The organism is Erwinia pyri, from assembly GCF_030758455.1.
Taxonomy (GTDB): Bacteria; Pseudomonadota; Gammaproteobacteria; order Enterobacterales; family Enterobacteriaceae; genus Erwinia; species Erwinia pyri.
Map to the genome: position 1 here is coordinate 492,032 of NZ_CP132353.1, position 13,426 is coordinate 505,457.

Here is a 13,426-nt window from a genome sequence, read left to right on the forward strand (position 1 = left end):
TATGGTATCCCTTTATCTGGCCTCTGGTTCTCCCCGTCGTCGCGAGCTGCTTACGCAGCTTGGCCTGCGCTTTGAACGCCTCTCCACTGAAGTTGAAGAACAAAAACGGCCCGATGAACAGGCGGAAGCTTATGTTCGCCGGCTTGCGCGTGAAAAAGCCCAGGCGGGTGTTGCCGTCGCCACACGGGATCTCCCGGTGCTGGGTGCAGACACTATCGTAGTGCTCAACGATGCGGTGCTGGAAAAACCGATCAATGAGGCAGCCGCTGCAGAGATGCTGACAAAGCTCTCTGGCCAGACGCATCAGGTAATGACAGCGGTAGCGCTGGCCGACAGAAACGCATGTCTGGATTGCCTTGTGGTGACCGAAGTCACTTTTCGCACCCTGACGGCGGAAGATATCGCCACCTATATCGCCAGCGGTGAACCGATGGATAAAGCTGGTGCGTATGGGATCCAGGGTTTAGGGGGCAATTTTGTCCGAAAAATTAATGGAAGCTATCACGCCGTAGTAGGCCTGCCGCTGGTTGAAACGGCGGAGCTGCTGAGCCACTTTCAGTCACTGCGTGAAGTAAGGGAGCAACATGACCGCTGAGCTGCTGGTAAATATTACCCCTTCGGAAACGCGGGTTGCCTATATTGATGGCGGCATCCTGCAGGAGATCCACATTGAACGTGAAGCGCGCCGGGGCATTGTCGGCAATATCTATAAAGGGCGCGTAAGCCGCGTGCTGCCTGGTATGCAGGCGGCCTTTGTTGATATCGGGCTGGAAAAAGCCGCGTTTCTGCACGCATCGGACATCATGCCGCACACCGAATGCGTGGCGGGTGATGAGAAAAAGAATTTCACGGTGCGTGATATCTCCGAACTTGTCCGCCAGGGGCAGGATCTGGTGGTGCAGGTGGTAAAAGATCCGCTGGGCACTAAGGGAGCGCGTCTGACCACCGATATCACGCTGCCGTCGCGCTATCTGGTCTTTATGCCCGGCGCTTCACACGTCGGCGTTTCACAGCGCATAGAGAGCGAAGCGGAGCGTGACCGCCTGAAGAAAGTAGTCTCCAGCTACTGTGACGAGCTGGGCGGTTATATCATTCGCACCGCCGCCGAAGGCGTAGGGGAAGTTGAGCTGGCTTCCGATGCCGCTTTTCTCAAGCGTCTGTGGACAAAGGTTATCGAACGTCGGAAGCGCAATCAGACCCGTTGCCGCCTCTATGGCGAAGTTGCGCTGTCGCAGCGAATTCTGCGTGATTTTGCTGGCGCAGCGCTTGATCGCATCCGTATCGACTCGCGCCTGACCTACGAGCATCTCGTCGAATTTACCAGCGAATATATCCCGGAAATGACCGACAAGCTGGAGCTCTACACCGGTAAGCAGCCGATCTTCGATCTGTTTGACGTCGAGAACGAAATTCAACGTTCGCTGGACCGTAAGGTCGAGCTGAAGTCGGGTGGTTATCTGATCATCGATCAGACGGAAGCGATGACCACCGTCGATATCAATACCGGCGCCTTTGTCGGCCACCGCAACCTCGACGAAACCATCTTTAATACCAATATTGAAGCCACCCAGGCGATCGCCCGTCAGCTGCGGCTGCGTAATCTGGGTGGCATTATCATCATCGACTTTATCGATATGACCAATGACGATCACCGTCGGCGGGTGCTGCATTCACTGGAGCAGGCGCTGAGCAAAGATCGGGTGAAAACCGGCATTAACGGCTTCTCGCAGCTTGGGCTGGTGGAGATGACGCGCAAGCGGACGCGTGAAAGTATTGAACACGTACTCTGCCAGGACTGCCCGGTCTGTAAGGGGCGCGGTACGTTAAAAACGGTTGAAACCGTTTGTTATGAAATCATGCGTGAAATCGTTCGTGTACATCATGCCTATGATTCGGATCGCTTCCTGGTTTACGTGTCCCCAGCCGTGGGCGAAGCGTTGAAAACTGATGAATCGCATGCGCTGGCGGAAGTGGAAATTTTTGTCGGCAAGCAGGTCAAAGTTCAGGTCGAACCGCTCTATACTCAGGAGCAATTTGACGTGGTCATGATGTGACAACCACAGGGAGAAGTGCGTGAGGCGATTACCAGGAATTCTGCTGCTGACTGGCGCAACGGTTGTGGTGATCGTTGCGTTGATGGTCAGCGGGCTGCGTCTGGTTTTGCCCCATATCAACAGCTGGCGGGTGCCTTTGCTGGAGAAGATCTCTGTAGTGGCTGGCGTGCCGGTGCAGGCCAGCGCCCTGAACGGTCACTGGGAGAATTATGGCCCGGTGCTGGAAATCCGCGATCTGCATCTCAGCCTGAAAGAGGGCGATAATCTGCAGGCGGAACGCATTACCCTGGCGCTGGATATCTGGCAGTCGATACTGCATCTGCGCTGGCAGTTTCGTAACCTCACTTTTTATCAGCTCAACCTGGCCACCAGCAAGCCGTTGACCTCGGGAGACGGCGCAAAAATAAAGCTGGAGCCGGGTAAATTCATCGATCTCTTCCTGCGCCAGTTTGACCATTTCGATCTGCGCAACAGCCATATCAGCTTCCTCACGCTTTCCGGCCAGCGCGCCAGGCTCGATATCCCACAGCTGACCTGGCTCAATGAGAAAACCCGTCACCGCGCAGAAGGGATTGTTAACCTCTCCAGCTTTACCGGGCAGCATGGCGAAGTGCAGGTACGCCTGGATCTCAGCGACAGCAATGGCTATCTCGATACTGGCCGCGTCTGGATGCAGGCTGATGATGTTGACGTAAAGCCGTGGCTTGGAGAGTGGATGCGTGATAACACCACGCTCGACAGCGCCCGCTTCAGCCTGGCAGCCTGGATGAGCCTGAGAGAAGGTGAAATTTACGACGGTGATATTCAGCTAAAAAAAGGGGGCGCGAGCTGGCAGGGCGATAAGCAGCGGCACACGCTAACGGTGGATGACGTTACTGCTCATGTCTCCCGTTTTAACAGCGGCTGGCAGATTGAACTGCCGCAAACTAACCTGGTAACGGACGGCCACCCCTGGCCTGCAGGGCGGCTCTCCCTGTTGTGGCAACCGGAAAACGGTGTGTTGCCGGGGCCGCATCATAATGAAGAAGTGCGGGTACGCGCCACCCAGCTGGATCTGGAACGTCTCGATCCGCTTATCCCGCTTTTCTCCCGACTCTCTCCCACACTGCTGGAAAACTGGCGTTCTTTACAGCCCAAAGGCCGGCTTGAAGCCCTGGCTGTGGATTTCCCTGTTCAGCAGCCTGACCAGAGCCGCTTTCAGGCGCGCTGGCGCGATCTGAGCTGGCAGCACTGGGAATTACTGCCGGGTATGGAGCATTTCAGCGGCTCAGCGTCCGGCGGAGGTACCCGTGGCAAAGTGAGTTTCGACATCAACAAGGCAAGCCTGCCTTATGGGACGATGTTCCGTGCGCCGCTTGAAATCGAAGCGGCTAAAGGATCGTTTAACTGGCAGTATGATAAAGATCGCTTCACGCTTGCCGGTCACCAGCTGGATATCAAAGCCCGTTCGCTGTGGGCTAAGGGCGACTTTACCTATGCGCAGCTTAAAGATCAGGCTCCGCGCCTGGATATTCTTGCGGGTATTAATCTTACCGATGCTGGTGATGCATGGCGTTACTTCCCCGAGCCGCTGATGGGCACCTCGCTGGTGAGCTACCTGAGAGGAGCGATCAAGGGCGGTCAGGTCCACAATGCCACCCTGATCTTCGCCGGTAATCCGCAACTTTTCCCGTTTAAGCATAACGAAGGGATGTTCGAAGTGTGGGTGCCCCTGCGGCAAGCGACCTATCAGTTCCAGCCTGGCTGGCCCGATCTGCAGGATCTTGATATCAATCTCGATTTCGTCAATAACGGCCTGTTTATGAAGGCCGAACGGGCGAAATTAGGGCAGGTTGACGGGAAGAATGTCTCGGCGGTGATCCCCGATTATCTAAAAGAGAAGCTGATTGTTGACAGCGAGGTCGTTGGCGCAGGCAAGGAGATTGGTCGCTACTTTAATCAGACGCCGTTAAAGCCTTCGCTGGGCGCAGCTTTAGATGAACTCCAGATTGACGGAGATGTAAGTGGTCGCTTACACCTCGATATTCCGCTGGATGGTAAGCCAGTCAGAGCCACGGGTGAGGTAGATCTGCAAAACAATTCGCTGTTTATTAAGCCGCTCGACAGCACCATCAAACAGCTAACCGGCCACTTTACTTACGACAATGGCGACCTGAAAAGCGACCCCATGAGCGCCAGCTGGTTCGGCCAGCCTCTGAACGTCAGTTTCAATACCAATGAGGGTGACAAAAATTATCAGATTGGCGTCGATCTTCAGGGGGAGTGGCAGCCGGGCAAGATAGAGGCAGTGCCGGTACAACTGCGCGATAAGTTAGAGGGCAGCGCCAGCTGGAAAAGCAATGTCCTGATCAATCTGCCGCATCAGGGCGGCGCCAGTTATCAGATTGCTCTGGAGGGCGATCTGAAAAATGTAAGTAGCCACTTACCGGAACCGCTCGATAAAAAGCGGGGAGAAGCCATGCCGGTAAAAGTTTCCGCTAAAGGGGATCTGCAGAGTTTCACCCTGAACGGCGCGGTTGGCGACGGACACCGCTTTAACAGCCAGTGGCTGCTGGGCAAACAGCTGAAAGTGAGCCGCGGCATCTGGGAAAACAGCGCAAAGCAAACTCCTGCCTTGCCTGAAGCGGATGGCATGGTGCTGAATCTGCCGCCGCTGAATGGCGAAGCCTGGCTGGCGCTGCTGGATGGCGATGGCGAGAATAAAACCGGCACCTCAGCAGTGGGACAAAGTCAGCAAAGTCGTGCCAGGATCCCGGGTAATATCACCCTGCGTACGCCAGAGCTGACGCTGGCCGGACAGCAATGGCACGATCTTGAAGCCAGTCTGAGCCAGACCGTCTCAGGCGATACCCAGGTGCAGGCAAAAGGTAAAGAGATTGCTGGTACGCTTAAAATGAACCAGCGAGCGCCGTGGGATGCGCATATCAATTACCTTTATTACAATCCGCAGTGGGGTGACGGGCAAAAAAGTTCGCCTCTGCCTGACAAAGCCACAGCCATCAATTTCAGTAGCTGGCCAGCAGTGGACCTCACCTGTGATGAGTGCTGGCTGCGCGGGCAGAAGTTTGGCCGGATGAGAGCTGACCTCAGCCATTCCAGCGATACGCTAACTCTGAAAAACGGCCTGATTGATACCGGAAACGCCCGTCTCAAAGTGGAAGGAGAATGGGTTAACCGTCCGGGCGAACAGCGTACGGCGCTGAAAGGCGTGCTTAGCGGCAACAAAATCAATGAGGCTACCAACTGGTTTGGCGTGAATACGCCCTTGCGGGACTCTCCCTTCAATATTCAGTACGATCTGCATTGGCAGTCTGCGCCGTGGGAGCCATCGGAGGCGACGCTGAGCGGCGTGTTGAAAACCCACTTTGGCGCAGGCCAGATAGCCGATGTGAATACCGGCAGAGCGGGACAGCTGCTGAGGCTGGTGAGTTTTGATGCGCTGCTGCGCAAGCTCAGGCTCGATTTCAGCGATACCTTCAGCCAGGGCTTCTATTTCGACTCTATTAACGGCACGGCCTGGATTGAAAAAGGGGTGATGCGTACCGACAATCTGCTGGTGGACGGACTGGAGGCGGATATTGCCATGAAGGGCAGGATGGACCTGGTACAGCGGCAGATCGATATGGAAGCCGTTGTTGCACCTGAGATTTCGGCTACGGTAGGCGTCGCCGCCGCCTTTGCCGTCAATCCTGTGGTGGGCGCAGCGGTGTTTGCTGCCAGTAAAGTTCTCGGGCCGCTCTGGAACAAAATTTCGGTGCTTCGCTATCATATTTCCGGCCCCATTGATAAACCGCAAATTGATGAAGTGCTGCGTAAGCCGCGTGAAAAGAGCGCGAAGTGAATTTGACGTGACCTGCGAATTGCCTCAGGCTATAGAGATGCGATGCCAGCGATTACTGGCTCATCCAAACAGAGCGAGAATACATGAGTCTGAATCTGGTAAGTGAGCAGTTACTAACTGCGAACAACATTAATCAACAGGATCTCTTTTCCCTTCTCGGTCAGCTGTCTGAACGTAAACTGGATTATGCCGACCTCTATTTTCAATCCAGCTATCATGAATCCTGGGTACTGGAAGACCGCATCATTAAAGATGGTTCCTGGAATATCGATCAGGGCGTCGGCGTGCGTGCCGTCAGCGGTGAGAAAACCGGTTTTGCCTATGCCGACCAGATTACGCTGAATGCCCTGACGCAGAGCGCCACGGCGGCGCGCAGCATTGTACGCGAGCAGGGAAATGGCAAATCGCATACCCTGGGCGCGGTGATGCACCGGTCGCTTTATCCAACGGCAGATCCGTTACAGAGCCTGACTCGCGAAGAGAAAATTGCGCTGTTGCATCGCGTTGACAGCGCTGCCCGTGCCGCAGATAAGCGCGTGCAGGAAGTGAGCGCCAGCCTGAGCGGCGTTTATGAGCTGATCCTGGTGGCGGCGACCGACGGGACGCTGGCGACCGATGTGCGCCCTCTGGTGCGTCTCTCGGTCAGCGTGCAGGTTGAGGAAAACGGCAAGCGTGAACGCGGCTCCAGCGGCGGCGGCGGGCGTTTTGGTTATGAATTTTTCCTGGCCGATGAGTCTGGCGAGATGCGGGCAGAAGCCTGGGCTCGCGAGGCGGTGCGGATGGCGTTGGTCAACCTGAATGCCGTGGCCGCGCCTGCCGGGACGATTCCGGTGGTGCTGGGTGCTGGCTGGCCTGGCGTGCTGCTGCATGAAGCTGTAGGGCATGGCCTTGAAGGTGATTTTAATCGCCGTGGCACTTCGGTGTTCAGCGGGCAGATGGGGCAGCTGGTCGCTTCCGAAATCTGTACCGTGGTAGATGACGGAACTATTGAAGGATTGCGCGGCTCGCTCGCGGTTGATGACGAAGGAGTGCCGGGCCAGTATAACGTGCTGATTGAAAACGGTATTCTGAAAGGATACATGCAGGATAAGCTGAATGCGCGGCTGATGGGCGTGAACCCGACCGGCAACGGCCGTCGTGAATCTTACGCCCATTTACCGATGCCACGCATGACCAACACCTATATGCTGGCCGGGAAATCAACGCCGCAGGAAATTATTGAAAGCGTGGAGTATGGCCTGTATGCACCAAACTTTGGCGGCGGCCAGGTGGACATCACTTCCGGTAAGTTTGTCTTCTCCACCTCTGAGGCGTACCTGATTGAGAACGGTAAAGTCACTAAGCCGGTCAAAGGCGCGACCCTGATCGGTTCCGGCATTGAAGCGATGCAGCAAATTTCCATGGTCGGCAACGATCTGGCGCTGGATAAAGGCGTTGGCGTTTGTGGTAAAGAGGGGCAGAGCCTGCCGGTCGGCGTAGGTCAGCCAACTCTGAAGCTGGATAAGCTGACGGTGGGCGGCACCGCCTGATTTTCCCTCTGCAGCGGAACAGTCAGCCTCTATTTCTGTGAAGGCGATTGTTTCTGTAAGAGGCAGATTGTCTCTGACTGGAATCCGTGAATGGAGCGCTTTTGGCGCTCCGTTTTTTTTCGCTGCGGCTACTCCTGCCGTGACTCCTGATAGATATCCGCCACTTTATCGAAATACTCCGTCAGATAATTAATGCAGACCTCCACCTTCAGCGGCAGTTTGTCTTTCTGCGTATAGACGGCATAGACCGGTCTTGGAGCAGAATGGTAATGGGTAAACAGAATGTCCACTTTCCCGGCATTGATCTCCTCTATCACCCACATCAGAGGGAGATAGGCGATCCCGGCACCGGAAACCAGCCAGCGGATCAGCGTTTGTGAATCATTGGTGGCGAAACGGCCCTGAGGGGAAAGGCGAATAGAGACCCCTTCTGGCGAAATCAGGTCAAAGTCATTATCGGGACGAATGCTGTATTCCAGCCAGGAAAACTTGCCGATATCAGCAGGATTATCCGGGGTGCCGTGCAGCGTCAGGTAGCTTTTCGCTGCGCAGACTACCATCGGCATCGAACCCAGGCGGCGTGAGAAGAGGCTGGAGTCCTGAAGCGCGCCCACGCGGATTAGCAGATCCAGTCCGTCAGCAATCAGGTCAGGGGCAGGATTACCGGTCACCAGGCTTACCGTCAGGCCGGGGTACTCTTTCAGCATTTCAGCCGTCATCGTCGCCAGCACATTCTGCGCCATTGTTGAGGAGCTGCCGATGCGTAGCGCGCCAACAGGGGTGTTATTGAACGCATACAGCTGTTCATGAACCTGCTGGGCCTCATGCATCATGCGCCGACAACCCTGAAAATAAATTTTTCCCGCTTCCGTCAGTCCAAGGCTGCGCGTGCTCCGGTTCAGCAGCTTCACCTGAAGTTCATCTTCCAGTTTAGCCACGCTCTGGCTGACGGCGGAAACGCTCATCTGCAGCCGCTGTGCCGCGGCCGTAAAGGAACCCAGCTCCACTACCCGGGCAAAGACCGACATGCCTTTCAATCTTTCCATTATTAACTCTGGCTTAAAAGTGATTTAGATCACATTAGGTAGAAAACGTATAGTCAGGCGCGTTACTATAGCATCGCCGGGTTACTCTCTTGTAACTCTACTCGTCACTATGCTGGCTCATGGATACGCTATGATTCATTGAGCGCCGGTTAGGATGATCTGGCAGTTTACCGTCATGAATTACCTTCAACCTGTAGATCGGTGCCCCCTTATCAGGAAGGGAGCCTGTCGCAAGGCGCGTGCCCGGCAAGGTACTGACAAGGAAAAAAGATGAGTGTGCTTCCGGTTATTGTAATATTTGGGCTTTCGTTTCCGCCCATCTTCTTTGAAATTATCGTGTCACTGATGCTGTTCTGGCTGGTGCGTCGCCTGCTGACGCCTACCGGGATCTATGACCTGGTCTGGCATCCTGCACTGTTTAATACGGCGCTTTATTGCTGCCTGTTCTACCTGGTTTCCCGATTGTTTGTCTGAGGTCTTAGTGAAAGCGCTAACAACTAAAATTGCCCGATACGCCATCACCATTATTCTGGTGATCGTCGCCGTCATCGTTATCTTCCGCGCGTGGGTGTTCTACACCGAATCCCCCTGGACGCGTGATGCAAAATTTACCGCTAATGTTGTGGCTATTGCGCCCGACGTCAGCGGGCTGATTTCCGACGTACGCGTTCGTGATAACCAACTGGTAAAAAAAGACCAGGTGCTTTTTGTGGTCGATCAGCCCCGTTATCAGCAGGCTTTAGATGAAGCTGAAGCGGATGTGGCTTACTACCAGACGCTGGTAAATGAGAAACGGCGTGAAGCAAGCCGTCGTAATCAGCTTGGCGTTTCCGCCATGTCCCGTGAAGCCATTGAGCAGTCTAATAACGATTACCAGACTTCGGAACATCAACTGGCGAAAGCTGTTGCCACTCGCGACACGGCTAAGCTGGATCTCGCCCGTACCGTGGTAAAAGCGCCTTCCGACGGCTGGGTCACCAACCTGAACGTCTACCGGGGAGAATTTATCACCCGCGGCTCCACGGCGGTGGCGCTGGTTCAGCAGCACACTTTCTATGTGCTGGCCTATATGGAAGAAACCAAGCTGGAGGGGGTCCGCCCGGGCTATCGGGTTGAAATCACTCCGCTGGGCAGCAACCGGGTTCTGCACGGCACGGTTGACAGTATTGCCGCAGGCGTGACGAACAGCAGCAGCACCATCGACAGCAAAGGCATGGCTACCATCGACTCCAACCTGGAATGGGTGCGCCTGGCGCAGCGCGTACCGGTACGCATTCATCTGGACCAGCAGCAGGGGAATCTCTACCCATCGGGTACCACAGCCACTGTGGTGGTGACCGGTGCGCAGGATCGTAAACCCGAAGAGATGTCGCCGATGATGAAACTGATGCATCGCCTGCGTGAGTTCGGCTAACCAGGGGCGCATCTATGCAGTGGCACCGTTTGCGGTTCCCGATCAAGCTGACCTTCGCTATTTTGCTGGCTCTGCTTATCGGCTTTCACTTTAATCTGGAAACACCCCGCTGGGCGGTGATGACCGCCTGCATCGTGGCAGGCGGGACGGCGTTTGCCGCCGGGGGCGATCCCTTTTCTGGCGCCCTCCGCCACCGTGGCATGCTACGCATTATCGGCACCTTCCTGGGCTGTATTGCGGCGCTGACCATCATGATAGCCACCATTCGCGCCCCCGCTCTGATGCTGCTGCTTTGCTGTCTCTGGGCGGGATTCTGCGTCTGGCTCTCTTCACTGATCCGGGTTGAAAACTCCTATGCGCTGGGGCTGGCGGGCTATACCGCGCTGATTATCGTGGTCAGCGTGGATGCCAACGGCTCTGTTCTTCTTGCTCCGCAGTTTGCGGTGGAGCGCTGCAGCGAGATCATTATCGGCATCGTTTGCGCCATCCTGGCCGATATGCTGTTTTCTCCCCGTTCAATTAAAAACGATATCGATCGGGAAATTGATGCGCTGCTGGTAGACCAGTATAAGCTGATGCAGCTTTGCATCGCCCACGGTGACCGGGAAGAGGTGGACAAGCTCTGGACAGGGCTGGTACGTCGCACCTCCGCGCTGAACGGCATGCGCGGCAATCTGATGATGGAGTCCAGTCGCTGGCAGAAGATTGACGAGCGGATGCGCGCCCTGAACACTCTCTCGCTTACGCTGATTACCCAGGCTGCAGAAACCTTTCTTATACAGAACTCCCGTAAGGAGTATGTTCCCCCGCAGTTCCATATCTTTTTTGAGAAGCCGGTAGAGAACATTGGTGATATCCACAAACGCATGAAAATCATGCGTCGGGTGATCACCCGTAGCGGCAGCAAAAACACGCCGGTGACCATCCGTAACTGGGTAGTGGCCGCCACGCGTTATCTGCTTTTGCTGAAAGGGATCCATACCAACAGCAGTATCAGCCGTATTGAACAGGAAGTGCTGAACGATGAACCGGTAGTCAAAATGCGTTCTGCCGAAACCAGGCATGCGTTGATTAACGGCATCCGTACGTTTGTGGCTACCTCCGTGGGATCGCTCTTCTGGCTGTGGAGCGGCTGGACCTCCGGAAGCGGAGCGATGGTGATGCTGGCGGTAATCACCGCGCTGGCGATGCGCATGCCTAATCCGCTGATGATGGCGAAAGATTTCCTCTACGGCATGATAGTGGCAATTCCGTTGGGGTCGCTCTATTACATGGTGATCATGCCGGCTACTCAGCAAAGTATGCTGTTACTGTGCATTGCCCTTGGCGTGATGGCTTTTATCGGCGGAATATTGATCCAGCGGCGGCAAATTGGCACGCTGGGTGCGCTGGTGGGGACAATCAATATCATCACGCTGGATAATCCAATGACCTTTAACGTCAGTGCATTTCTGGATAATGCGCTCGGTCAGGCGATTGGCTGTTTCCTTGCGCTGCTGGTGATCCTGCTGATCCGCGACACCTCTAAAGCGCGTACGGGGCGCATTCTGCTTAACCGCTTTATGTATGCCGCCGTCTCTGCCATGACCACCAATCAGGCCCGCCGTCGTGAGAACCACCTTCCCGCGCTCTATCAACAGCTCTTTATGCTGCTGAATATGTTCCCCGGCGACATCGATAAATACCGTATAGCCCTGACGTTGATCATCGGACATCAGCGACTGCGGGATGCAGATATCCCGGTGAACAGCGACTTGTCGGCTTACCATAAACAGCTGCGACATACCGCCGATCGGGTGATTGCCTCCGGTACCGACTCTAAACGCCAGCATTACTTTGAACGGTTGTTGGCTGAACTGGAGGTCTACCAGGAAAAGCTGCGTTATTACGAGGCACCGCTAAGCGTGACCGAACCGGTACAAAGGCTCGCTTTCATGCTGAAAAAATACCAAAACACCCTGATCAAAATTTGATTCAACGCTGATACCGTCCGGTATCAGCGCTTTCCCTTTCTGCTCTCTCCCGCCTCAACGTGTGCCATCTATACTTAATTTTATTATGTTGGTCATTCACTGAGGAGAACACCATGAGCACCTCCACGCTCCAGGACAATGCGCTATTCCAGACCGGCTACTTTGCGGGTGGTCAGTGGCTGCGCGGCACTTCAACCTTCGATGTCCTTAATCCGGCAACTGGCGAGGTTATCGCGCAGGTGGCAAAAGCGGGGAAAGCGGAAACGGAGCAGGCCATTGATGCCGCGGAAAAAGCCTTCCCGGCCTGGCGTGCAAAAACGGCGAAAGAGCGCAGCGAGATCCTTTATCGCTGGTATCAGCTGATGATTGAAAATAAAAGCTGGCTGGGCCAGCTGATGACGGCTGAGCAGGGCAAGCCGGTTAAAGAGGCTGAAGGCGAGGTTGAGTATGCAGCCAGCTTTATTCAGTGGTTTGCTGAACAGGCTAAACGCGCAAATGGTGAAATCATCCCTCCGGCTAAAGCTGGCTCGCGCATTCTGGCTACGCGTGAGCCTGTAGGGGTGGTTGCGGCAATAACCCCCTGGAATTTCCCGATGGCGATGCTGACCCGGAAGCTCGGGCCGGCGCTGGCCGCAGGCTGCACCGGCATCATTAAACCTGCCAACAATACGCCGCTCTCCGCCTTTGCATTGCTGGCGCTGGCGCAAAAAGCGGGGGTGCCGGATGGGGTACTGAACGCTGTGGCGGGCGACACGCACGCCATCAGCGACGCCATTATGGCCAGTAAAGCGGTAAGAAAAATCTCTTTCACCGGTTCCACTGCCGTTGGCAAACTGCTGATGCGTAACGCTGCAGAAACAATGAAAAAATTGTCGATGGAACTGGGCGGCAATGCGCCCTATATCGTTTTTGAAGACGCAGATATAGAGGCGGCAGTTAAAGGTGCCATTGCCAATAAGTTCCGCAACGCTGGGCAGGTTTGCGTTAGCGTAAACCGCTTCTTTATCCACAACAGCGTTTACGATCGTTTCGTCAGCCAGCTGGCCGAAGAGGTGAGCAAGCTCAAGGTGGGTAATGGGATGGAAGAGGGCGTTATTGTGGGGCCGCTGATTGAAGCTTCCGCCGTGGAAAAAGTGGAGGAGCACGTCAACGATGCCGTAGCCAATGGCGGCAGGATCGTGACCGGCGGAGCACGCCATGCGCTGGGCGGTAATTTCTGGCAGCCAACGGTGATTGCAGAAGCTAACGAGAAGATGAAACTCTCCAGAGAAGAAACCTTTGGCCCCGTAGCGGCCTGTTTCCGTTTTGATGATGAAGAGGAGGTGATTCGTCGCGCCAATGAAACGGAGTTTGGTCTGGCAGCCTATTTCTATACGCAGGATCTGCAGCGCGTGTTCCGCGTTTCAGCCGCGCTGGAAAGCGGCATGATTGGCATTAATGAGTGTGCCGTATCCACTGAGCTGGCGCCCTTCGGTGGCGTTAAAGAGTCCGGACTGGGACGTGAAGGCTCGGTTTTGGGCATGGAGGAGTATCTGGAAGTCAAAGCCCTGCATATAGGGGGACTGTAAC

General features: G+C 55.3%; 9 protein-coding genes. 8 read left to right on the top strand and 1 reads right to left on the bottom strand.

Annotated features, from left to right (window positions below):
* The first annotated feature begins 1 nt into the window (after position 1).
* From Q3V30_RS02365 to tldD, 4 genes are all read left to right on the top strand, one after another.
* The gene (locus tag Q3V30_RS02365; protein ID WP_306210104.1) at positions 2-595 is read left to right on the top strand and encodes a Maf family protein; all 594 of its coding nucleotides are present in this window, start codon (positions 2-4) and stop codon (positions 593-595) included.
* Complete coding sequence (gene rng / locus Q3V30_RS02370; protein ID WP_306210106.1) at positions 585-2,054, top strand: ribonuclease G; 1,470 nt, start codon at positions 585-587, stop codon at positions 2,052-2,054. Before Q3V30_RS02365 ends, rng begins: the two co-directional genes overlap by 11 nt.
* Before the next feature lie 19 nt (positions 2,055-2,073).
* Positions 2,074-5,895, top strand: coding sequence for an AsmA2 domain-containing protein YhdP (yhdP, locus tag Q3V30_RS02375; protein ID WP_306210108.1), 3,822 nt, complete (start codon positions 2,074-2,076; stop codon positions 5,893-5,895).
* An 83-nt stretch (positions 5,896-5,978) separates the two neighbouring features.
* Entirely contained in the window at positions 5,979-7,424 is a 1,446-nt protein-coding gene (tldD, locus tag Q3V30_RS02380) for a metalloprotease TldD (RefSeq protein WP_306210109.1), read from the top strand.
* 128 nt (positions 7,425-7,552) lie between these two features.
* Here tldD and aaeR read toward each other — a convergent pair whose 3' ends face one another.
* The gene (gene aaeR, locus Q3V30_RS02385) at positions 7,553-8,470 is read right to left on the bottom strand and encodes an HTH-type transcriptional activator AaeR (RefSeq protein WP_306210111.1); all 918 of its coding nucleotides are present in this window, start codon (positions 8,468-8,470) and stop codon (positions 7,553-7,555) included.
* 270 nt (positions 8,471-8,740) lie between these two features.
* On the opposite strand from aaeR, the gene aaeX reads away from it, so the two are divergent.
* The 4 genes from aaeX (at position 8,741) to Q3V30_RS02405 (ending at position 13,425) form a co-directional block, all read left to right on the top strand.
* A complete protein-coding gene (gene aaeX / locus Q3V30_RS02390) occupies positions 8,741-8,944 on the top strand; it encodes a p-hydroxybenzoic acid efflux pump operon protein AaeX (RefSeq protein ID WP_034890367.1) in 204 nt (67 codons plus the stop codon).
* A gap of 7 nt (positions 8,945-8,951) precedes the next feature.
* Positions 8,952-9,884, top strand: a complete 933-nt coding sequence (aaeA, locus tag Q3V30_RS02395; RefSeq protein WP_306210114.1) for a p-hydroxybenzoic acid efflux pump subunit AaeA — start codon at positions 8,952-8,954, stop codon at positions 9,882-9,884.
* 14 nt (positions 9,885-9,898) lie between these two features.
* On the top strand, positions 9,899-11,857 hold the full coding sequence (aaeB, locus tag Q3V30_RS02400; RefSeq protein WP_306210116.1) for a p-hydroxybenzoic acid efflux pump subunit AaeB: 1,959 nt from the start codon (positions 9,899-9,901) through the stop codon (positions 11,855-11,857).
* Between the two features lie 113 nt (positions 11,858-11,970).
* On the top strand, positions 11,971-13,425 hold the full coding sequence (locus Q3V30_RS02405) for an NAD-dependent succinate-semialdehyde dehydrogenase (RefSeq protein ID WP_306210118.1): 1,455 nt from the start codon (positions 11,971-11,973) through the stop codon (positions 13,423-13,425).
* Position 13,426: the final 1 nt, after the last annotated feature.